We start from the raw sequence: 21,797 nt of genomic DNA, 5'->3' as shown, positions 1-21,797 counted from the left end.
AGCGCGGCAATTCCAGCTGCGCGCGGGCGTTCCTCCTGGCGCAGCGGCGCAGGAACTGCAGCGGTCGGTATGTCGTGGCGCCTGCACCGACCCCGCGCGCCGGAGCTGGGGACCGGGCAGACTGGTCAGGAACGAGAGGAGCGCGATGTCCGCGGTGATCGAGATACCGACCCCCGACGGCGCGATGCCGGCCCACCTGTGGCTGCCCCAGTCCGGCAGCGGACCCGGCATCTTGCTGCTGCAGGAGATCTTCGGGGTCTCTCACTACATTCGCTCCCGTGCGGCCGACCTCGCCGATCTCGGGTACGTCGTCCTCGCCCCCGAGCTGTACTGGCGACTGGAGGACGCCGAGATCGACGAGTCTCGCGAGGACTTCCTCGAGCAGGCACTGCAGACCGCGGGACGGCTCGACTGGGAGGAAACGGTGGCCGACGCCGTCGCCGCCCTCGGTGCGCTCGAGGAGCGCGCGGAGGCCACGGGTCCCACGGCCGTGATGGGCTTCTGCTTCGGCGGTGGCCTCGCCTTCAACGTCGCCGCGGTCACCGACGTTCCGGTCCTCGTCTCCTACTACGGCTCCGCGCTGCCGAACCTCCTGCACCTCGCGGACCAGGTCGACGCCGCGAGCCTGCACATCTTCGGAACCGCAGACAGCTACCTCACCATGGACACGGTCGAGACTGTCCGCGCCGCCGTCGCCGGGCCGGACGTCGAGGTTCACCTGCACGACGGCGCCGGCCACGCCTTCGACAACCCGCACCCGGCGTTCCATCACGCCGAGGCGTCCGCCGCCGCCTGGCGGCAGACGGCCGACTTCCTCCGGCGCCATCTGCCCGTGTGAGACTCCCGACGCCGGCGCGGCTTTCCCGGCAGAACCTGGGGCGGCTAACATATCCAGGTTGCCTCGGCGAGGGACGCCGGACGGGCGGACGTCAGACCTGCACGGTCGGGCCGCGCGCCCCGGTTCCGTGATCGACGCGGTGGTGCCGACATGTGCACGTCCGTACGACGCCCCGCGCTGAGGCCCACCGCCTGTCGTACGTACCGAGGAGACCCAAGTGGCTGACCAGATCACGCTGACCGCGACCGTGCGGACCGAGTTCGGCAAGGGCGCGGCGCGCCGCACCCGTCGCGCCGGCCTCATCCCCGCCGTGCTGTACGGGCACGGCGCCGAGCCGCAGCACCTCTCACTTCCTGGCCACGAGACGTTCCTCGTCGTCAAGGACCACGCGAACGCCGTCGTGACCCTTGACGTCGACGGCAAGAAGCAGACCGCCCTTGTCAAGGACGTCCAGCGCGACCCGGTCAAGCGAAACATCGAGCACATCGACCTGCTCATCATCCGCCGTGGCGAGAAGGTCACCGTCGACGTCCCCGTGCACGTCGAGGGCGAGTCGGCGCCGGGCACCATCTACCAGCTCGACTACCAGTCCCTGACGGTCACGGCCCCGGCCACCGACATCCCCGAGACCATCGTCGTGAGCATCGACGAGCTCGAGGAGGGCGCCGTCGTCCGCGTCTCCGACATCACCCCGCCGGCGGGCACCGAGATCGACACCGACCCGGAGACCGCCGTCGTCATCATCTCCGTGCCGCGTGCCAGCGCCGAGGACCTCGAGGCCGACGAGGCCGAGGCCGCGGAGGCCGCCGAGGGCGAGGAGGCCGCTGCCGCTCCCGAGGGCGGCGAGGAGTCCGGCGACGAGTCCTGACGCCGGCTCCGGTCCGCCGGGCCGGTGACGCAGAGGAGACATCATGGGTCCGTGGCTGGTTGTCGGCCTGGGCAACCCCGGTCCGCGATACGCCGGGAACCGGCACAACGTGGGCCAGATGGTGCTCGACGTGCTGGCCCGGCGCGTCGGCGGCACTTTCACCCAGCACAAGGCCCGGGCGCGGGTACTCGATACCCGGCTCGGCTTCCTGCCGGGCGGGGTGCCGGGCCCGCGCGTGGTCCTCGCCAAGCCGGACACGTACATGAACGTCTCCGGCGGACCGGTGTTCGCCCTCGCCGCGTTCTTCGACGTGCCCACCGAACGGCTCCTCGTGGTCCACGACGAGCTCGACCTGCCACCGGACACGCTCCGGCTCAAGCGCGGTGGCGGCGAGGGCGGACACAACGGCCTGAAGTCCGTCAGCCAGGCGTTCGGCGCCAAGGACTATCTCCGGCTGCGCATCGGGATCGGACGGCCGCCGGGCCGGCAGGACCCGGCCGACTATGTGCTGCGCGACTTCCCCATTTCCGAGCGTCCCGACCTCGCGGTCACCCTGGAGGAGGCCGCGGACGCGGTCGAGGACGTCGTCACCCTCGGAATCGAGAAGGCTCAGCTGCGGTTGCACACAGCGACCGAATGAGGCGATCGCGATGACCATGGGCCCGCCGATGGGTGGCGGGGGAGGGCGCCTGGTGCGCTCGATCCACCAGGACGACTCCGTCAAGGACCACCGGCTCACCCCCGGCACCACCGGGAGGGTTCTCGGCTACGCCCGGCCCTACCGTGCCCAGATCCTGTGGTTCCTCTCGCTGCTCGTGGTCGGCGCGTTGCTCACCGTCGCCACCCCCCTGCTGCTCCAGCGCATCATCGACGACGGCGTCGCGGCCGGGGATCGGGGCCTGGTCATCGGTCTGGCCGGCCTCGTCGCGGCGGTGGCGATCGCCGAGGCCGGGCTGACCCTGCTGGAACGCTGGTTCTCGGCGCGGATCGGCGAAGGTCTCATCTACGACCTGCGCACCGACGTCTTCGCCCACGTCCAGCGCCAGTCCATCGCATTCTTCACCCGCAGTCAGACGGGGTCGTTGGTGACCCGGCTGAACTCCGATGTCATCGGCGCCCAGCGGGCGTTCACGTCCACGTTGTCCGGCGTGGTCTCCAACCTCATCAGCGTGGTGGTCGTCGTGGTGACGATGCTCGCGCTGTCCTGGCAGATCACCGTGCTGGCGTTGGCGATCGTGCCGCTTCTGCTGTTGCCCGGGCGTCGGGTCGGGCGGCGACTGGCGGCGTTGAACCGCCGCGGCATGGAGCTCAACGCCGACCTCGGCACCCGGATGACCGAGCGGTTCAACGTCGGCGGGGCGTTGCTCGTCAAGCTCTTCGGCACGCCCGCGCGGGAGGAACGGGAGTTCGCGGACCGGGCGGCGGCGGTACGGGACATCGGAGTGCGCACGGCGATGAGCAGCCGTGTCTTCTTCGCCGCGCTCGGGGCCATGGTCTCGCTCGCGACGGCTCTGGTGTACGGCGTCGGTGGCGTGCTCGCGATCGACGAGGTGGTCACGGTCGGCACCCTCGTCGCCTTCGCCGGCCTGCTCGGGCGGCTGTACGGGCCGGTCACGGCGCTGACCAACGTCCAGGTCGACGTGATGAGCGCCCTGGTGAGCTTCGAGCGGGTCTTCGAGGTCCTCGACCTCGAGCCGCTGCTGACCGACGCCGACGGCGCGGTCGACCTGCCGGACGGTCCGTTGTCCGTGGAGCTGGATGTGCACTTCAGCTATCCGGACCCCGATCGTGTCTCCCTCGCGTCCCTGGACGGGACGGACACCGGTGCCGCGGTCGAGCCCGACGCGCCCGAGGACGGTACGTCCTCCGACCACGGTGCGTCCGCCACGGACGCCGTGGCCGAGGACGGTGAGACCGGTGCGGTCCGGTTGCGCCGTCCGGACGAGGAGGTCCTCCACGGGATCTCCCTGCAGGTCGAGCCCGGGCGGATGCTCGCTCTCGTCGGCCCGTCCGGCGCCGGCAAGACGACCCTGTCCACCCTCGTGGCACGCCTGTACGACCCGACGTCGGGAACCGTGCGCGTCGGTGGTGTCGATCTGCGGCGAGCCCGCCAGGAGAGCGTCCACGCCGCAGTCGGCGTCGTCACCCAGGATGCCCACCTCTTCCACGACACGCTCCGGGCCAACCTGCTCTACGCCCGTCCCGAGGCGGGCGAGGAGGATCTGCTCGCGGCGTTGCGCGCCGCGCACGTCGCCCCACTTCTGGGCCGGCTCCCGGACGGGCTGGACACCGTCGTCGGTGACCGCGGCCACCGGCTCTCGGGCGGGGAGAAGCAACGGGTGGCCATCGCGCGGTTGTTGCTGCGCTCCCCACGCGTGGTGGTCCTGGACGAGGCGACAGCGCACCTGGATTCAGAGTCCGAGGCCGCCGTCCAGCGCGCACTGGACTCGGCGATGGCCGGCCGGACCTCGATCGTCATCGCGCACCGGCTCTCGACGGTGCGCCGCGCGGACGAGATCGTCGTCCTCGATGCCGGCCGTATCCGCGAGCGCGGAACGCACGCCGACCTGCTGGCGGCGGGCGGCCTGTACGCCGAGCTGTACGAACGCCAGTTCGCGACGCAGGACGCCTGACCCGGCCACGAGCGCCCGAGACGCCGCGGCCGGGTCAGGACGGTGCGTCAGCGGTGGTCGATGGTGCGGTTGCGTCGCATCGCGAGGCCTGGGCGGGCTACGGACGTCAGGGGCGGACCACGGACGGCGACCACGCCTGAGGGAGGAACAGTTCCGGTGACGCGTTCTCGTCGATGTCGAGTGACCAGACGTCGCTGACCCCCGGATCGGCCTCGCGCGTCATGCCGTACAGGACGGTGTCGTCGTCGAGCCACTCGACCTGGTCGTCGACGGACCGGGTCTCGCCGAGGACGAGTTCGTCACCGCTGGCGAGATCCAGGACCGCGAGATCCCACTCGCGATCGCCGCGGTCCTTCTTGTAGGCGAGGCGGGTGCCGTCCGGCGAGATCGAGGGGCACTCCACGTTCTCCCGTATCGCGGTGAGTGTCCGGGCCGCCAGATCGCCGCGGACGAGCCAGGTGGTGCCGGCGGACGCGGACGCCGCCGTGGCGTAGAAGATCTCGTCGTCGACGAAGGTGACGCCCCACATGTTCCGGTCTGCGGCGGTGTACTCGGCGCCATCCACGAGCAACGCGAAGTCCTCGATGTTGCCGTAGTCAGCGCCCACGGCGGAATGGATCTCCGTCTGGGTCGAGAACCCGGTGCTCGCGTAGGAGTGGCCGGTGACGAATGCGGTGGTGGCGATCAGTGCCCCGTCCTCGGACAGCCGCGTGCGGTTGGGGATGCCGGCCAGCGGCCACGAATCGATCTCGTTCCATGCCTCGTCGTAGAGCTCGGCCTCGAAGGTCGTGACGACGCCGCGTTCCGTGCGCAGGCAGGAGACGGACGAGCCGCCGACGTCGACCCGGTCGCACGTGATGTCGGTGACGGCACGGGGACCGTCCGGTGCGGAGAGCGGGACCATGGCGACCTTGCCGTAGTCCGCGCCGGGCGCCGTGCTCCGGAAGACGACCCGTGGTCCGGCCTCGACCGTTGCCAGGTCCGTCCGCGCCACGGCGGGCGCGTTCTCGCGCGCCGCGACATGATCGGCGTAGGCGTTGAGACCGAAGGCCACGACGCCCGCCGTGACGACCACGACGACGGCGATGACGATGTAGCCGCGGAGCCGGTCGGTCACAACTCGCCCTCGGCGTGGTCGGCCGCGACCGCCGTTCGGTCCGCCCGCGAACTCGCCCGCGAGAGCGCGGCGAGGCAGAACGGCAGGCTCAGCGCGAGCAACACCGTGACCACGAGCAGCGACTCGGTGCGTCCCAGGGTGTACCAGAGAGCGCCGAAGGCCGCCGAGGCGATCATCCGGCAGACGGCGACGACGGCCTGGGCCGCGCCAATCGCGCTGGCACGCACCGACGGGTCGACGAGCGAGCCGGCAACCGCGGCGAGTACGCCGTCGGTCGCGGCGTAGAACGCCCCCAACAGCGCGAGGCACCCGAGCGTCAACCAGACGCCGTCCGCCGGAATCAGTGCGAAGACGTAGGCGCCGAGTAGTCCGACGTAACCGAGGACGAGGATCCGTGAGCGTCCGAACCGGTCGGCGAGTCGACCCAACGGTACGGCGAGCGCGATGTACACGACGTTCGTCCCCACGAAGAGCAGCGGGAACCAGTGCGCCGCGAAGGCGCCCCGGTCCTGGAGGGTCAGGTAGAGGAACCCGTCACCGATCGTCAGGACGCTGAGGACGGCCATGACGAGGAGTAGCACCTGCAGCCGTGGCTCGGTGAGGTGTCGCCAGCGCAGCGGTTCGGGGCGTGCGCCGGCTGCCGCGCGCTCCTGCCGCGGGCGGCGGTCGGGAACGAGGAGGCCGAGGATCGTGACGCCGATGACGGCGAAGCCCAGCGACATGACGAACACGGACGTGTAGCCGTTCGGGATGACGGCGAGGATCACGAAGGCGAGCAGCGGGCCGAGGGCGGCCCCCACCGTGTCCAGCGTGCGGTGCACACCGAAGGACCGCCCGAGGCTGTCCGGGTGGGAGCTGGCGGCGATGAGTGCGTCGCGCGGGGCCGTCCGGATTCCTTTCCCGATCCGGTCGAGCGTGACCAGGGCCGTGACGGCGGCGAACCCGTGCGCAGCGATCAGCCACCCGCGGGTGAACGCCGAGAGGAAGTACCCGCAGAACGCGATCCACTTCGGACGGTCGGTGTGGTCGGACGCCCACCCACCGGCGATCCGCACCAGTGCGCTCGCCCCCTGGAAGATCCCGTCCACGAACCCGTAGGCCACCAGGGACAGTCCCATGGCGCTCGTGAGGTACAGCGGGAGGACCGCTGCGACCGACTCCGAGGAGATATCGGTGAGCATCGAGACGATGCCGAGGGTGACGACCGTGGAGGAGACCCGGCCGCGACGTCTCGTGCCGCCGGACGTGGGACGGTCCCGAACGCTGAGGTACATGCCTGTCAACTCGTTTCGTCGAAGCTGCCGACGACGGTGAACCGGGTGCCGCCCGTCTGGGGGCGGGCGCTGACCACCACGCTGTGGCCGTCCCGGGAGTACGAGGTCGCGGTGCTGCCGGCGGTTGCGTTCGCCGGGGTCGCGGTGAATCCGAGCTCGCGCAGCGCGCTGGTGTAGCGCTCCATCACCTCCGCGACCGAGCGGGTGTCGGTCGCCTCGACGGACACGTGCAGACGGTGTCCGTCGCTGGAGACCGAGGAGGACAGCACGGTGGAGCTGGCCGCGACGTCGATGAGCTGGGTCGGGAAGTTGTCCACGAGCGCGTCCACGGCGGACTCTGGTGCGTCCGGACCCTCGGGTACGTCAAGGGCCGGCGTGCGGGGTAGCGGTCCGACGGCGCCCGGTGGGCGTTCCGACCGGTCGGCGTCCGGGGCCATCTCGATGCCGGGGCTGTTGGCCCCGGCGCCATCGCCGTCCTCGGCGTCGCCGCTTCCGCGGGCCTCACTTTGTCCGCCGGTGTCACCACGTCCACCGATACCGCCGTCGCCGCCGGCGCCGCCGGTTTCGTCGTCGGCAGTGCTTCCCGTGCCGCCCGGAGTTGAGCCGGATACCGGGTCGTCCGGCGCCTCGGCCGGTGTCTCGACGGATGCGGTGGCGGTGTCCCCGACCGCTCCGTCGGCGTCCGCGGCGCGGAACCACAGGAACAGGGCGAGCCCTGCGGCGGCGCCCACAAGCACCGCCAGCATCACCCGACCCCGCACGACGCGCGGCATCTCGATCCCTCCTCGTGACAGTCGTGAGCGCGACAGAGCCACTGCCCGGCTCGCTCGTGTATCAGGAGCCCGCGCCGGTGTTCCTGATACACGAGCGGGTCACGTGGATGCGGAGGGTTCATGACCAGAGGGAAGCCGGCACGCCGGCTCATGATTGCGCTGGCGATCGCCTTGTTCCTCGGGCCCACGGTGGTCCTGATCTCGTCGCCGGCGTCGGCGGCCGCCGACCCGTGCGGCCCCGCCGGCAACGAGATCTCGTGTGAGAACTCCAAGCCCGGTACGGACCCCGAGGTGTGGGACATCTGGGAAGCTGGGTCGGACGACATCCAGGGGTTCGCCACCGACATCAGCGTCGACGTGGGCGGGACCATCGACTTCAAGATCGACACCGACGCCGCCGACTACACGATCACGATCTACCGGACCGGGTGGTACCAGGGCAAAGGTGCCCGCCAGATCGCCACGGTGGAGCCGTCCGCCGAGCTCCCGCAGGTCCAGCCCGAATGCCTGCGGGACCTGACCACCGACCTGTACGACTGCGGCAACTGGGAAGTCTCCGCGACGTGGGAGGTCCCCTCGACCGCTGTCTCCGGCGTCTACGTGGCCAAGCTGACTCGTCCGGACACCGGCGGCGAGAGCCACATCACGTTCGTCGTGCGGGACGACACCAGCGACTCGGACATCCTCTTCCAGACCTCCGACACCACCTGGCACGCCTACAACACCTACGGCGGCGCCAGCTTCTACCAGGGGTCCATCCACGGACGCGCGTACCAGCTCAGCTACAACCGGCCGTTCACGACCCGCGGCCAGTTCGCCGGCCGCGACTTCTACTTCTCCTCCGAGTACGCGATGGTGCGGTTCCTCGAACGCAACGGGTATGACGTCAGCTACACCACCGACGTCGACTCGGACCGGCGCGGAGAGCTCATCCAGAACCATCGCGTGTTCACCTCGACCGGGCACGACGAGTACTGGTCCGGGCAACAGCGCGCCAACATCGAGGCGGCACGTGACGCGGGCGTCCACCTCGCCTTCTTCACCGGCAACGAGGCGTACTGGCGCATCCGCTGGGAAAATGCCGCGGCTGGGGACCCCACCCCGTACCGCACCATGACCTCGTACAAGGAGACGTGGGACGACGCCAAGATCGACCCCTCGCCGCAGTGGACGGGAACCTGGCGCGATCCGCGGTTCGCGTCGCCGGAGAACGGCGGCGGTCGTCCGGAGAATGCCCTGACGGGCACCGCCTACATGGTGAACTACTCCGACCTGCCGGTGACCGTCTCGGACGAGGAAGGCAAGCTCCGGCTCTGGCGCCACACCGACCTCGCGTCCCTGGCGCCCGGCACCAGCGAGGAGTTGGCCCCGCACACCATCGGGTATGAGTCGAACGAGGACCTCGACAATGGGTTCCGGCCCGAAGGGCTCATCCGTCTGTCCACGACCGTCGGCGAGGTGCCGGAGTACCTCCAGGACTTTGGCACCAGGGTCGAGCCCGGGACGACCACACATCACACGACCCTCTACCGGGCGGACTCTGGGGCTCTGGTGTTCTCCTCCGCGAGCGTGCAGTGGGCGTGGGGCCTGGACGAGGAGCACGACGGTGACGGCGCACCCGCCGACCCTCGGATGCAGCAGGCGACCGTGAACCTCCTCGCCGACATGGACACGCAGCCCACGACGCTGCAGGGTGACCTGGAGCGGGCGACCACGTCGACCGACACCCTGGGACCGAGCGTCACGATCACCGGCCCGGCATCCGGCCAGGAGGTCGAGAACGGGGCGACCGTCACCGTCAGCGGAACCGCCGCCGATGCCGGCGGCGGGCGTGTCGCCGGCGTGGAGGTCTCCACCGACGACGGCGAGACATGGCACCCCGCCGAGGGCACCACCGAATGGTCCTACGCGTACGTCCAGCGCGGTGTCGGCAGCGTGCCCGTGCTGGTCCGTGCCATCGATGACAGCGCCAACATCGGCTCGCCCGCCCGCGTGCAGAGCGAGGTCAGCTGCCCGTGCAGCGTCTTCGGCGACGAGGCGCCGGAGAATCCCGCACTCGACGACGACACGGCCGTCGAGTTGGGGCTGCGCTTCACCGCCGAGATCGACGGCTTCGCGTCCGGGGTGCGGTTCTACCAGGGTCCGGGCAACGCCGGCCCGCACGTCGGCTCGCTCTGGTCCGCCGAGGGCGAGCAGCTCGCGACGGTCACCTTCGACGAGGAGACCGGAGCCGGCTGGCGGACGGCGCGATTCAGCTCACCGGTGCCGCTCACGGCAGGGACGACGTACGTCGTTTCCTACACCGCTCCCGCGGGGCGCTACGCGTCCGCGGCGGACGCGTTCTGGTACCGCGGCGTCGAGGCGGGGCCGGTGAGCGTCGCCGGCGGCTACGGCGCCGACCCAGCCGGTGTCTATGCCGCTCCCGGGGCGTTCCCGGCGGCCAGCTACGGGTCGAGCAACTACTTCGTTGACGTCCTGTTCCACACGGTCGACGACTCGCCCCTGACGATCGGGGCGCACTCGCCGCGCGCGGACTCCACCAGCGTCGCACCGACCGCGGCGATCGCCACGACCGTGTCGAAGCCGGTCGATCCGGCGAGCGTGCAGGTCACCCTCACCGACGACGACGGCACCACCGTGCCCGGGACGGTCGACTACGACGAGTCGACACGGCGGGTGACCTTCACGCCCGACCAGCCGCTCGATCCGGCCAGCCGGTACACCGCGACCGTCGAGGCACGCGATCCCGAGGGCGAGGGCATCTCCGGCGATGCTCACTGGTCGTTCACCACCGCGGCGGCGGACCGACCCGAGGGCGAGTGCCCCTGCTCGCTGTTCAACGAGTCCGAAGAGCCCGAGGTGCTCGAGGTCCCGGAGGCGCAGGCCGTCACGCTCGGCGTGCGCTTGACCAGCGACGAACCGGGAACGATCACCGCGATCCGCTTCTACAAGGGCGGCGGTAACGTCGGCACCCACACCGGCGCGCTCTGGACGGCGGACGGCACAAAGCTGGCCGAGGCCACTTTCACCGACGAAAGCAGCCAGGGTTGGCAGACCGTCACGCTCGACCAACCGGTCGCCGTCGAGGACGGTGTCGAGTACATCGCGTCCTACCGCACCTCGGTCGGGCACTACTCGTACACCGCCGGCTCCTTCACCTCCGCGTTCGAACGCGGGCCGCTGCACGTCCCGGCCGACGGTGGCGCGTACTCCTACGCCGACGACTTCCCCAGCGGCCGGACCGCGGGGAACTACCTCGTCGACGTCGTCTTCGAACCTGACGAGCAGCTGCCGTCACTGGTGGGGTCGTCGCCTGGTGATGGTGTGTTGGGCGTGGGCGTGGATGTGGATGTGACGGCGGAGTTCGATGTGCCGGTGGGGGAGGGTGTTGAGGTGGTGGTCTCCTCCGCGGAGGGGGATGTCGAGGGAGTGACGACGGTCTCGGCGGACGGTCGGGTGGTCACGTTCGATCCGGTGGAGTCGTTGGCGGAGCGGACGCGGTACACGGTCGAGGTGAGTGGGACCGGTGGAGCGTCGGTGAGTTGGGACTTCGAGACGGCGGGGGCGCACGGCTGCCCGTGTACGGTCTTCTCCGACGAGGTGCCGGCGACGGCTTCGACCAGTGACGGCTCGCGTGTGGAGCTGGGGATGGAGTTCACCCCGGCCGAGCCCGGGGTGGTGACCGGGGTGCGGTTCTATCAGGGGCCGGCGAACACGGGAAGCCATACCGGGACGCTGTGGAGCGGTGATGGTCAGGTGCTGGCCACGGTGGCGTTCGCCGATGAGCAGGGCACCGGGTGGCGGACGGCCTACTTCGACGAGCCGGTGGAAGTCGCGGCGGGGACGTCGTACGTGGTCTCGTACCTGGCGCCCGCGGGTGGGTACTCGGTCACGTCCGACTACTTCGCCGCTGGCCCGGTCACTGCGGGGCCGTTGACCGCGGGCGCGCAGAACGGGCGGTATGCCTACGGCGGCGGGTTCCCCCAGGACTCCTACCGGGACAGCAACTACTTCGTCGACCCCATCTTCGAACCCCGTGAGCCCGCACCGCCGCCCGCCGCACTGGTGGGGTCGTCGCCTGGTGATGGTGTGTTGGGCGTGGGCGTGGATGTGGATGTGACGGCGGAGTTCGATGTGCCGGTGGGGGAGGGTGTTGAGGTGGTGGTCTCCTCCGCGGAGGGGGATGTCGAGGGAGTGACGACGGTCTCGGCGGACGGTCGGGTGGTCACGTTCGATCCGGTGGAGTCGTTGGCGGAGCGGACGCGGTACACGGTCGAGGTGAGTGGGACCGGTGGAGCGTCGGTGAGTTGGGACTTCGAGACGGCGGGGGCGCACGGCTGCCCGTGTACGGTCTTCTCCGACGAGGTGCCGGCGACGGCTTCGACCAGTGACGGCTCGCGTGTGGAGCTGGGGATGGAGTTCACCCCGGCCGAGCCCGGGGTGGTGACCGGGGTGCGGTTCTATCAGGGGCCGGCGAACACGGGAAGCCATACCGGGACGCTGTGGAGCGGTGATGGTCAGGTGCTGGCCACGGTGGCGTTCGCCGATGAGCAGGGCACCGGGTGGCGGACGGCCTACTTCGACGAGCCGGTGGAAGTCGCGGCGGGGACGTCGTACGTGGTCTCGTACCTGGCGCCCGCGGGTGGGTACTCGGTCACGTCCGACTACTTCGCCGCTGGCCCGGTCACTGCGGGGCCGTTGACCGCGGGCGCGCAGAACGGGCGGTATGCCTACGGCGGCGGGTTCCCCCAGGACTCCTACCGGGACAGCAACTACTTCGTCGACCCCATCTTCGAACCCCGGTGACGTCGTTCCGACCCACGGCCGGGACTACGGCCGCGGCATCGCCTCGGCGTCGGCGTGGTCGACCAGGTCGGCCCGCTCGCGGCGGATCCGCTCGCGGCCCCAGTCCCCGAGCGGGGCGAGAGCCTCATTCAGTGAGCGGCCGTGCTCGGTGAGGGAGTACTCGACCCGCGGCGGGACCTCCGCGTAGACCTCGCGGTGGACGAGCCCGTCCTGCTCCATCTCGCGCAGGTGCTGGGTGAGCATCTTCTCGCTCACCCCGGGAAGGCCCCGTCGGAGCTCCGCGAAACGCCGCACCTCGTGCTCGGCGAGCTCCCAGAGGATCAGACCCTTCCACTTACCGCTCACCACATCCATCGCGGCGTCGATCCCGCAGATGTACGGGCCGCAGCGCGGCGTCGTCGTCATGCTCGCCCTCCCACTTACTCACGGGTAAGTACCAGAGAAAATGGTACGTACTTCCGCGCCGGACGGTAGCGACTCACCATGGTCATGGCCACCACCGAGTACCTCAGGAGCACCCGTGCCGACTGCACTCGAACCGGTCACCGTCATCGGCCTCGGCCCCATGGGCCAGGCCATGGCCCGTACGCTGCTGGCCGCGGGCCACCGCGTGACCGTCTGGAACCGCACACCGAGCCGCACCGACGGCGTTGTCGCCGACGGCGCCCTCCGCGCCGCCACGCCGGCCGACGCCCTGCGCGCGAGCGAACTCGTGATCCTCAGCCTCACCGACTACCGCGCGATGGAGGAGATCCTGGCCGGGGTCGAGGGCGAACTTGCCGGACGAACCCTCGTCAACCTCAGTTCCGACACCCCGGATCGCACGCGTGAGGCCGCCGACCGGGCCGCCGGCCACGGCGCGAGGTTCCTCACGGGCGGGATCATGGTTCCCGCGCCGATGGTCGGCACCGACCCGTCCCTCGTCTACTACAGCGGCCCGAGCGAGGGGTTCGAGAGGCACCGCGGCACGCTCGGCCGCCTCGGCGTGCCGCGGTACCTGGGAGAGGACCCTGGCCTCGCCCAGCTCATGTACCAGGCCCACCTCGACGTCTTCCTCACCACCCTGTCCGCGCTCATGCACGCCACGGCGCTGGTCGGCTCCGCCGGCATCCCGGCCCGCGACTTCCTCCCCGAGGTCATGCCGACGATCACCGGGGTGCCCGGCATGCTGGCCGCCGGAGAGGACGACCTCGGTGCACTCATCGACGCCGGCGAGCATCCCGGGGATCTGAGCACGGCACGCATGATGGGCGCCACCGCCGATCACATCGTCGCGGCGAGCGAGGCCGCGGGCATCGATCTCACCCTGCCCCGGGCCGTCCAGGGCCACTACCACCGGGTCCTCGATGACGGTCGGGGAGGAGACAACTTCACCCGGATCATCGACGGCATCCGGGCGCCACGATGAGCGAGATCAGCATGCTCGGCCTGGGTGCCATGGGCGGCGCCCTCACGTCCGCCCTGATCGCCGACGGGCGGTAGGGAGGACTTCGCCCGCATCATCGAGAGCCTGCGGCAGACCCGGACGGAATGAGGCAGACCGGCCCGCGCGTTGCCACCATCGGGCCGTAAGCTGGTCCACCGGACCCCGTATCCATCCGGATGCGGGGCTGACGTGCTGCCCAGCCCGGGCTGGTACGCGCCCGACTCGCCCATCCCGCGAAGGACTCATGAAGCTCTCCGGACTCCTCCCGCTGCTGCGCCGCGATCCGGCGGTCGCCGACGCCGTCCGGCACTCCCGCGAGACCGTGCCCACTCCGCTGCTGCACGTCAGTGCCGCCGTCGGGGTGCGCGCCCCGCTGGCCGCCGCCGTCGCCGACCATCGTCCCGTCGTCGTCGTCACCGCGACGGGGCGCGAGGCCGACGAGGCCGCAGCGGCGCTGAGCAATGTCCTGCCCACCCACGACATCGCGGTCTTCCCGGCCTGGGAGACCCTTCCGCACGAGCGGCTCTCACCCCGCAGCGACACCGTCGCCAAGCGGTTGGCGGTGCTGCGGCGGTTGCGCCATCCCGGCGCGGAGGGCACCCGTACCGGACCGATTCGCGTCCTGGTCATGCCGGTACGGGCCCTCCTGCAGCCTGTGGTCACCGGCCTCGGTGATCTCGAGCCTGTCTCGGCGCGCGTTGGTGAGGAGCGGGACCTCGAGCAGCTCACCGCCGACCTCGCTGCCGCCGCCTACACGCGCGTGGACATGGTCGAGCGGCGCGGCGAGTTCGCCGTCCGCGGCGGTATCCTCGACGTCTTCCCGCCCACCGAGGACCACCCACTGCGCCTGGAGTTCTTCGGTGACGAGATCGACGAGATCCGCGCCTTCTCGGTCGCCGACCAACGTTCGCTCGAGACCGTCGAGGATCTGTGGGCACCGCCGTGCCGCGAGCTCCTCCTGGACTCCGGTGTCCGCGCCCGGGCGCGCTCGCTGGCGGACGAGCTCCCCGGCGCGCGCGACATGCTCGAGAAGCTCGCCGAGGGCATCGCGGTGGAGGGCATGGAGTCTCTCGCGCCGGTCCTGGCGGATGGGATGCAGCCGGTGCTCGATCTGGTCCCGGACGGCAGCCTCGTCGTCCTGTCGGACCCGGAACGCATTCGCCGGCGGGCCCACGACCTCGTTGCCACGACCGAGGAGTTCCTCGCCGCCGCCTGGGCCTCCGCCTCGCAGGGCGGCGAGACACCCCTGGACCTGCGCGCCGCATCCTTCGCCGACCTCGCCGAGGCCCGCGCCCTCGCCCTGAGCCGCAACCTCGGGTGGTGGTCGTTCTCCGCGCTGCCTGCTGACGCCGAGCTCGCCGACGAGAGCGGGACTGGCGCCCTCACGGTCGGTGCCCGGGATGTGGAGCGATACGCCGGAGACGTCGAGAAGGCGCTGCGTGACCTCGCCGATCTCGTCCGGCAGGGCTGGCGTCTGGTGCTCACCACCGAGGGGCCCGGGCCGGCCCGGCGGATGACCGAGCAGCTCGCTGCCGCGGACGTGCCCGCCCGCCTCGTGGACGAGGTCGACGAGGAACCACCGGCATCGGTCGTGCTGGTGACGACGGCGGCCACCGGTCGCAGCTTCGTCGCGCCGGACCTGCAGCTGGCCCTGATCACCGAGTCGGACATCACCGGACGGGCGGGCACCTCCACCCGCGACATGCGGAAGATGCCCTCCCGGCGTCGCAACGTCGTCGACCCGCTCGCGCTGCGGGCGGGCGACTACGTGGTGCACGAGCAGCACGGCGTCGGCCGGTTCGTCGAGCTGGTCAAACGGACCGTCGGCACCGGGGCCGACGCGACCAGCCGCGAATACCTCGTCATCGAGTACGCCGCCTCCAAGCGGGGCCAACCCGGCGACCGTCTCTTCGTCCCCACCGACTCCCTCGACCAGGTCACCAAGTACACCGGCGGCGAGGCGCCGACCCTGTCCAAGATGGGCGGTGCGGACTGGGCGAAGACCAAGGCGTCGGCGAAGAAGGCCGTCAAGAAGATCGCGGCGGAGCTCATCCGGCTGTACGCGGCGCGCATGTCCACCGAGGGGCACGCCTTCTCGCCGGACACCCCGTGGCAGCGCGAACTCGAGGACGCCTTCCCGTACATGGAGACCCCCGACCAGGTGGTCACCATCGACGAGGTCAAGGCGGACATGGAGAAGTCGCACCCGATGGACCGGCTGCTCAGCGGTGACGTCGGGTACGGCAAGACCGAGATCGCTATCCGGGCCGCGTTCAAGGCCGTCCAGGACGGCAAGCAGGTGGCCGTCCTGGTGCCCACCACCTTGCTGGTCCAGCAGCACTTCGACACCTTCTCCGAGCGGTACGCCGGCTTCCCGGTCACCGTGAAGTCGCTGTCCCGCTTCCAGACCGACGCCGAGGCTCAGCGGGTGCGCGAAGGCGTGCGGAAGGGCGAGGTCGACGTCGTCATCGGTACCCACCGGCTGCTCACCGGCGAGGTGCGTTTCAAGGACCTGGGGCTGGTGATCATCGACGAGGAGCAGCGCTTCGGCGTCGAGCACAAGGAGACGCTCAAGCAGCTGCGGACCAACGTGGACGTCCTGGCCATGTCCGCCACGCCGATCCCACGGACCCTGGAGATGGCAATCACCGGCATCCGCGAGATGTCCACCCTCGCCACCCCGCCCGAGGAACGCCACCCGGTGCTGACCTACGTGGGCGCGTACGAGGAGAAGCAGGTTGCGGCGGCCATCCGCCGGGAGCTGCTGCGCGACGGCCAGGTCTTCTACGTGCACAACCGGGTCTCTTCCATCTCCAAGGCCGCTGCCCGGCTGGCCGAGCTGGTGCCCGAGGCGCGCGTGGCCGTGGCGCACGGGAAGATGAACGAGCACCAGCTCGAGAAGGTGATCCAGGACTTCTGGAACAAGGAGTTCGACGTGCTGGTCTGCACCACCATCGTCGAGACCGGACTGGACATCTCCAACGCCAACACCCTCATCGTCGAGCGGGCGGACCAGCTCGGCCTGTCCCAGGCACACCAGCTGCGCGGCCGCGTGGGCCGGGGCCGGGAGCGGGCGTACGCGTACTTCCTCTACCCGCCCGAGCGGCCGCTGACCGAGACCGCACACGACCGGCTCGCGACCATCGCCTCGCACACCGAGCTCGGTGCCGGCACCCAGGTAGCCATGAAAGATCTGGAGATCCGCGGTGCGGGCAACCTGCTCGGGGGTGAGCAGTCCGGGCACATCGCCGGCGTCGGGTTCGACCTGTACGTGCGGATGGTCTCCGACGCCGTGGCCGAGTTCCGCGGCGAGAAGGAACAGGAGAAGGCCGACGTCAAGGTCGAGCTCCCGGTCGACGCGCACGTCCCGCACGACTACATCTCCCACGAGCGCCTCCGCCTCGAGGCGTACGCGAAGATCTCGGCCGCGAACAGTGACGAGGATCGCGACAAGCTCCGTGACGAGCTCGCCGACCGGTACGGGCCTGTGCCGGAGTCGGTGGAACGGCTGTTCACTGTCTCCGCGCTGCGGGAGAAGGCCCGCGAGGTCGGTCTGGCGGAGATCACCGGGCAGGGGCGGTACGTCCGTTTCGCGCCGGTGGAGCTGCCGGAGTCGGCCCAGCTGCGGCTCAAGCGCCTGTACCCGCAGACAGTGCTCAAGCCCGCGGTGCGAGCCGCGCTGGTGCCGTTCCCGACGACGGCGCGCATCGGAGGCAAACCGCTCAAGGACGCGGCGTTGCTGGACTGGGTCGGTGAGCTCATCGACGCCGTCTTCGGTGCGTCGGTGGCGGCGGCGGCCGCCGCCGGTGAGAAGGCCGCCGCCGGGACGAGTTGACCGTGCACGCGCCGCTCGGCGGCGGCGGGTAGCGTGGGCTGTTTCGTCGACAAGGAGCCTCACATGCGCAGGACCCTCGTGAGCGCCGCGGCTGCCGCCGTCGTGGTGTTCGGTATCGCCGGATGCGGTGACAGCGACGACGCCGGAGCCCCGCCCGACCAGCAACAGGGGCAGCAGGGCCAGCAGGGCCAGGGTGACGGCGGCCAGGGTGGTCAGCCTGAGATGCCCGAGCCGAACCTCGACGGCATCCCCCAGGTCGTCGCCGTGGTCAACGGCGAGGAGATCGCCCGCGAGGACTTCGTCGAGACCTACACCGCGCAGTTCCAGCAGGCGCAGATGCAGGCCCAGATGTCCGGGCAGCCCGTGGACGAGGAGCAGCTACGGCAGCAGACCGCGGAGAGCATGGTCGGTACCGAGCTGCTCGTCCAGGAGGCCGACAGCCGCGACTACGACGTGAGCCAGGACGAGATCGACAGCACCCTCGACGAGATCATCGCCTCAAGTGGTACGGGCTCGCGGCAGGAGTTCCTGGACCGGTTGCAGCAGGAGCAGGACATGAGCGAGGACGAGGTCATGTCCGAGGTTGAGACTCAGGTCGAGATCGAGCGCCTCGTCGCTGAGGAGGGCGGCGACACCGAGCCCACCGAGCAGGAGCTGCGTCAGCTCTACGACCAGATGTCCGCCCAGCAGCAACAGCAGGGCGGCCAGGGCGGTCAGGGACAGGGCGGTCAGGGACAGGAGCCGCCGAGCTTCGAGGAGGCGCGCCCGCAGCTCGAGGAGCAGCTCCGGTCCCAGAAGGAGGGCCAGGCGGCCCAGCAGCTGGTGGACCAGCTACGCCAGGACGGTGAGGTAGAGGTCAACCTCTGACCGGCCCTCCGGTGCGCACGGCGCATTGGACACCCGGGCGTGCCCGGCGGGACACTGTGGCGCACGTCCGGACGGCGGCGGTGGTGCCGGCGTCCCCTCGCCACAAGGAGCACGCATGAGTTTCGGAGCCTCGATCAAGCGGGACTTCACCCTCATGGCGATTCTCCTCATCCCGGTCGCCATCGCGATCAACTTCGCCGGGGGCAGTCTCGCGAAGACCCTGCAGCTGTGGGTGTTCCTCGACTCGATCGGCACCTACCTTGTCGCGATGCTCGCCGGGCCGTGGATCGGTCTGGTTACCGGCGTGCTCAGCGTGATGCTGCTCTCGGTCGGGGATCCGACGATGTTGCCGTGGGCCGGACTCGCCGGGTTGATGGGACTCGTCGTCGGTGTGCTCGCTCGCCGCGGGTGGTTCACCGGCTGGGGTGGGACCGTCGGCGGATTCCTCGTCGTCGCCGCGGCGTCGGTCCTCGTCAGTGCCGCGATCACCACGTGGCTCTTCGGCGGGTTCACCACGTCCGGTGTCTCAGTCCTCACCGGACTGATCCACGAGAACACCGGGCTCTCCCTCTTCCAGTCGGTTCTCGCGTCCCACGTGGTCGGGGAGATGCTCGACAAGGCCGCCTCCGTGCTGATCGCGGTGCTCGTGGTGCGCGCCGTCTCCGACCGCGCGCTGCTGCGGTTCCCGCACGGTGAGGTCTTCGTCTCGGCGCGGAGGAAGGCCCGCGGCGGCAGCACCGTCGGTTCGTGACCGCGGCCGCAACACCCCCGGGTGTCGAACTCGTCCGCGAGGACAACCGTGTCCGGAGCCTCAATCCGATGACGATCGCGGTCGGCACGGTCGTGCTCGCGGTCGTCTCCCAGATGTTCGGCACCGCGTCCGTGCTCGGCGTCGTCCTCGTGTGCTTCGTGCTCGCGGTGGCAGGGCGTCGGCTGCGCGGCTTCACCGTCGCCTGGGCCTCGACAGCCCTGCTTGTCAGCGTCGTCATCGTGCTGATGCAGACGATCTTCATCGCGGGGGAACGCGTGCTGGTCGAGGTCTGGATCTTCGATGCCACCGTCGAGGGCATGCAACGCGGATGGCTGTTCGCCCAGCGCATCCTCGGCGTCGCCACGCCCATCGTGCTGGCGGTCCAACTCATCTCCCGGCGCCGCCTCATGCTCGAACTCGAACGCCGGCGGGTCTCGCCCAAGGTGACCTACGTCGTCGTGGCAGCCCTCAACCTCATCCCCCAGATGCGCGAACAGATGACCACCATCCTCGACGCCCAGCGCGCCCGCGGTGTCGAGACAGATGCGAACTGGTTCGTGCGCGTGCGGGCGTTCCTGCCCACGTTGGTGCCACTCATCCTGGCCTCCGTGCTGTCTGTGGAGGAGAAGGCGCTCGCGCTGCAGGCGCGAGGGTTCACGTTGTCCGGTCCACGCACCTCGCTGTACGCCGTTCTCGACACCGCGGCGGACCGGGCGATCCGCCGCGTGTTGCTGGCGCTCCTCCTGGCGGCCGTGGCGGGGCGGGTGGTGCTGTGGGTGCTGTGACCGCCGGCATCGAGGTCGTCGATCTCACCTACACCTATCCGGCCGCCGACACCCCTGCCCTGCGCGGGGTGACCCTTCGGGTCGAGCCCGGCACCCTGTGCGGCGTCGTCGGCCCCAACGGCGGCGGCAAGACCACGTTGTGCCACGCCGTGCGCGGCTTCGTGCCGCACTTCTTCGGGGGTGAGCTGACCGGGACGGTCCGGGTCGGCGGCCTGGACGTCTCCAGCGCCGGGGAGGACACGCTCGCCCGGAACGTCGGGTACCTCTTCCAGAACCCGTTCACCCAGATGAGCGGCATCACCGACACCGTCTTCGACGAGATCGCCTTCGGCCTGGGCAACCTCGGCGTGCCGGCGCCGGAGATCCGTGACCGTGTGGACCAGGCCCTGACCGACGCTCGCCTGACCGACCTCGCCGGCCGTCATCCCTACGAACTCTCCGGCGGCCAGCAGCAGCGTGTCGCGCTCGCCTCGGTGCTCGTCATGGACCAGCCGGTCCTCGTGGTCGACGAGCCCACCAGTCAGCTCGACCCCCGTACGAGACAGGACGTGTTCGAGCTCCTCCTTCGGGCACGGTCGTCCGGACGGACGATCCTGCTCGTCGAGCACACGACGGGACTGCTGGCCCGGCACGCCGACCGGATGGTGGTGCTCGACGGCGGCGAGGTCGCCGTCGCCGGGACGCCGGAGGACGTCGTGGCCGACGTACGCACCACGGCTCACGGAGTCGACCTGCCGCCAGTGGTGCGCCTGGCGGACGGGCTGCGCGAGCGGGGGATCGACGTCGGGACGCACCTGAGCGTCGAATCGCTCGCCGAAGCCCTGGCGCCCCGGGTCTCGGCGGTTTCCGTGGGCGCCGGCCGACCCGGGCGCGAGGACCGCGACCTGGCCGCGCGGCAGCCTGATCCGGCCGGTCGCTCACCCGAGCCGATTCTCCGGATCGACGACGTCAGCTACAGCTATCCCGGCGGCACCCGCGCCGTCGACCGTGTCTCGCTGACGGTGACGGCCGGAGAGTCCGTCGCCGTCGTCGGCCAGAACGGCGCGGGCAAGACCACCACAGTGAAGATGATGAACGGCCTCGTCCGGCCCGCCTCCGGGACGGTGACGGTCGCCGGTGAGGACACCGCCCGCCGCACCACGGCCCAGGTCTCGCGCCGGGTCGGCTACGTCTTCCAGAACCCGGACGACCAGATCTTCCACCAGACCGTCCGCGCTGAGCTCAGGTACGGGCTCAAACGGACGAAGCTGCCCGAGGCCGAGCGCGACCGTCGGGTGCACGAAGCTGCTGAGCTCACCGGGCTGACCGCGGTGCTCGAGGAGAACCCGCACGACCTGCCGCTCTCGGTGCGCACGTTTGTCACCATCGCCTCGGTGCTCGCGGCCGACCCGGACGTCGTCGTGCTCGACGAGCCCACGGCCGGTCAGGACCGCGCTGGCCTCGACCGGCTCGCCCGGATCCTCGACCATCTCACCGGCCGAGGCCGAGCGGTCGTCACCATCACGCACGACATGGAGTTCCTGGCAGGTCGGATCGGCCGAGTGGTCGTCATGGCGCGTGGCCGCGTCGTGGCGGACGGCAGCCCGGACGAGATCTTCACCGACGCCGACGCGCTCGCCGCGGCATGGCTCGCGCCGCCGGCCGCCGTCGATCTCGCGGCGCGACTGGGGTTGGCGACCTCGGGGCTCGACCTCGACGCCGTCGCCGCTGCGTTGCACAAGGATGACGAGTCGGCGAACGAATGACGAGTCGGCACGCCAAGACGAGTCGGCACATGAATGACGAGTCGGCGGGTGGCGGGGCGCGGGGGCTGGTGGAGGCCGT

15 protein-coding genes are annotated in these 21,797 nt (G+C 70.5%); 11 read left to right on the top strand and 4 right to left on the bottom strand.

Annotation, left to right across the window (positions count from 1 at the left end; translation table 11 throughout):
* The first annotated feature begins 145 nt into the window (after nucleotides 1-145).
* From ACFSE6_RS04930 to ACFSE6_RS04915, 4 genes are all read left to right on the top strand, one after another.
* On the top strand, nucleotides 146-838 hold the full coding sequence (locus ACFSE6_RS04930) for a dienelactone hydrolase family protein (RefSeq protein WP_388002871.1): 693 nt from the start codon (nucleotides 146-148) through the stop codon (nucleotides 836-838).
* A gap of 217 nt (nucleotides 839-1,055) precedes the next feature.
* Nucleotides 1,056-1,706, top strand: a complete 651-nt coding sequence (locus ACFSE6_RS04925; RefSeq protein WP_388002868.1) for a 50S ribosomal protein L25/general stress protein Ctc — start codon at nucleotides 1,056-1,058, stop codon at nucleotides 1,704-1,706.
* A 43-nt stretch (nucleotides 1,707-1,749) separates the two neighbouring features.
* Complete coding sequence (gene pth, locus ACFSE6_RS04920; protein ID WP_388002865.1) at nucleotides 1,750-2,346, top strand: aminoacyl-tRNA hydrolase; 597 nt, start codon at nucleotides 1,750-1,752, stop codon at nucleotides 2,344-2,346.
* Between the two features lie 16 nt (nucleotides 2,347-2,362).
* Nucleotides 2,363-4,339: an ABC transporter ATP-binding protein gene (locus ACFSE6_RS04915; RefSeq protein ID WP_388004027.1), complete on the top strand. Its 1,977-nt coding sequence runs from the start codon at nucleotides 2,363-2,365 to the stop codon at nucleotides 4,337-4,339.
* Nucleotides 4,340-4,445: 106 nt separating this feature from the next.
* Here the strand turns inward: ACFSE6_RS04915 and ACFSE6_RS04910 are convergent, their stop codons facing one another.
* The 3 genes from ACFSE6_RS04910 to ACFSE6_RS04900 are packed head-to-tail and all read right to left on the bottom strand — an operon-like array spanning nucleotide 4,446 to nucleotide 7,503.
* Nucleotides 4,446-5,456, bottom strand: coding sequence for a TolB family protein (locus ACFSE6_RS04910; protein WP_388002862.1), 1,011 nt, complete (start codon nucleotides 5,454-5,456; stop codon nucleotides 4,446-4,448).
* The gene (locus ACFSE6_RS04905) at nucleotides 5,453-6,730 is read right to left on the bottom strand and encodes an MFS transporter (RefSeq protein ID WP_388002859.1); all 1,278 of its coding nucleotides are present in this window, start codon (nucleotides 6,728-6,730) and stop codon (nucleotides 5,453-5,455) included. Before ACFSE6_RS04905 ends, ACFSE6_RS04910 begins: the two co-directional genes overlap by 4 nt.
* A 5-nt stretch (nucleotides 6,731-6,735) precedes the next feature.
* Complete coding sequence (locus ACFSE6_RS04900; RefSeq protein ID WP_388002856.1) at nucleotides 6,736-7,503, bottom strand: hypothetical protein; 768 nt, start codon at nucleotides 7,501-7,503, stop codon at nucleotides 6,736-6,738.
* A gap of 120 nt (nucleotides 7,504-7,623) precedes the next feature.
* On the opposite strand from ACFSE6_RS04900, the gene ACFSE6_RS04895 reads away from it, so the two are divergent.
* Nucleotides 7,624-12,309, top strand: a complete 4,686-nt coding sequence (locus tag ACFSE6_RS04895; RefSeq protein WP_388002853.1) for a DUF4082 domain-containing protein — start codon at nucleotides 7,624-7,626, stop codon at nucleotides 12,307-12,309.
* 24 nt (nucleotides 12,310-12,333) lie between these two features.
* On the opposite strand, the gene ACFSE6_RS04890 is transcribed toward ACFSE6_RS04895, so the two are convergent.
* On the bottom strand, nucleotides 12,334-12,714 hold the full coding sequence (locus ACFSE6_RS04890) for a winged helix-turn-helix transcriptional regulator (RefSeq protein ID WP_388002850.1): 381 nt from the start codon (nucleotides 12,712-12,714) through the stop codon (nucleotides 12,334-12,336).
* Nucleotides 12,715-12,829: 115 nt separating this feature from the next.
* Between ACFSE6_RS04890 and ACFSE6_RS04885 the strand changes: the two genes are divergently transcribed.
* The 6 genes from ACFSE6_RS04885 to ACFSE6_RS04860 all read left to right on the top strand — a co-directional run bounded on the left by ACFSE6_RS04885 (nucleotide 12,830) and on the right by ACFSE6_RS04860 (nucleotide 21,718).
* Nucleotides 12,830-13,717, top strand: a complete 888-nt coding sequence (locus ACFSE6_RS04885; protein ID WP_388002847.1) for an NAD(P)-dependent oxidoreductase — start codon at nucleotides 12,830-12,832, stop codon at nucleotides 13,715-13,717.
* 262 nt (nucleotides 13,718-13,979) lie between these two features.
* Nucleotides 13,980-17,570: a transcription-repair coupling factor gene (gene mfd / locus ACFSE6_RS04880; RefSeq protein ID WP_388002839.1), complete on the top strand. Its 3,591-nt coding sequence runs from the start codon at nucleotides 13,980-13,982 to the stop codon at nucleotides 17,568-17,570.
* A 63-nt stretch (nucleotides 17,571-17,633) separates the two neighbouring features.
* A complete protein-coding gene (locus ACFSE6_RS04875; RefSeq protein WP_388002836.1) occupies nucleotides 17,634-18,437 on the top strand; it encodes a SurA N-terminal domain-containing protein in 804 nt (267 codons plus the stop codon).
* 115 nt (nucleotides 18,438-18,552) lie between these two features.
* Nucleotides 18,553-19,188, top strand: a complete 636-nt coding sequence (locus ACFSE6_RS04870) for a hypothetical protein (protein WP_388002833.1) — start codon at nucleotides 18,553-18,555, stop codon at nucleotides 19,186-19,188.
* Complete coding sequence (locus ACFSE6_RS04865) at nucleotides 19,185-19,973, top strand: energy-coupling factor transporter transmembrane component T (protein WP_388002830.1); 789 nt, start codon at nucleotides 19,185-19,187, stop codon at nucleotides 19,971-19,973. Before ACFSE6_RS04870 ends, ACFSE6_RS04865 begins: the two co-directional genes overlap by 4 nt.
* Nucleotides 19,961-21,718, top strand: coding sequence for an ABC transporter ATP-binding protein (locus tag ACFSE6_RS04860; RefSeq protein WP_388002827.1), 1,758 nt, complete (start codon nucleotides 19,961-19,963; stop codon nucleotides 21,716-21,718). The genes ACFSE6_RS04865 and ACFSE6_RS04860 overlap by 13 nt, the downstream gene beginning before the upstream one ends.
* Nucleotides 21,719-21,797 lie beyond the last annotated feature (79 nt).

Origin of the sequence: Georgenia deserti, from assembly GCF_042680605.1 — a bacterium.
Lineage (GTDB): Bacteria > Actinomycetota > Actinomycetes > Actinomycetales > Actinomycetaceae > Allobogoriella > Allobogoriella deserti.
This window is presented reverse-complemented; position numbering and strand designations above follow the sequence as displayed.

What these genes read in the sequence shown, in the direction of transcription:
- ACFSE6_RS04875 (WP_388002836.1), top strand. Translation starts at nt 17,634, where the DNA reads ATGCGCAGGACCCTCGTGAGCGCCGCGGCTGCCGCCGTCGTGGTGTTC.
- ACFSE6_RS04870 (WP_388002833.1), top strand. Translation starts at nt 18,553, where the DNA reads ATGAGTTTCGGAGCCTCGATCAAGCGGGACTTCACCCTCATGGCGATT.
- mfd (WP_388002839.1), top strand. Translation starts at nt 13,980, where the DNA reads ATGAAGCTCTCCGGACTCCTCCCGCTGCTGCGCCGCGATCCGGCGGTC.
- ACFSE6_RS04905 (WP_388002859.1), bottom strand. Translation starts at nt 6,730, where the DNA reads ATGTACCTCAGCGTTCGGGACCGTCCCACGTCCGGCGGCACGAGACGT.
- ACFSE6_RS04915 (WP_388004027.1), top strand. Translation starts at nt 2,363, where the DNA reads ATGGGCCCGCCGATGGGTGGCGGGGGAGGGCGCCTGGTGCGCTCGATC.
- ACFSE6_RS04895 (WP_388002853.1), top strand. Translation starts at nt 7,624, where the DNA reads ATGACCAGAGGGAAGCCGGCACGCCGGCTCATGATTGCGCTGGCGATC.
- pth (WP_388002865.1), top strand. Translation starts at nt 1,750, where the DNA reads ATGGGTCCGTGGCTGGTTGTCGGCCTGGGCAACCCCGGTCCGCGATAC.
- ACFSE6_RS04930 (WP_388002871.1), top strand. Translation starts at nt 146, where the DNA reads ATGTCCGCGGTGATCGAGATACCGACCCCCGACGGCGCGATGCCGGCC.
- ACFSE6_RS04900 (WP_388002856.1), bottom strand. Translation starts at nt 7,503, where the DNA reads ATGCCGCGCGTCGTGCGGGGTCGGGTGATGCTGGCGGTGCTTGTGGGC.
- ACFSE6_RS04890 (WP_388002850.1), bottom strand. Translation starts at nt 12,714, where the DNA reads ATGACGACGACGCCGCGCTGCGGCCCGTACATCTGCGGGATCGACGCC.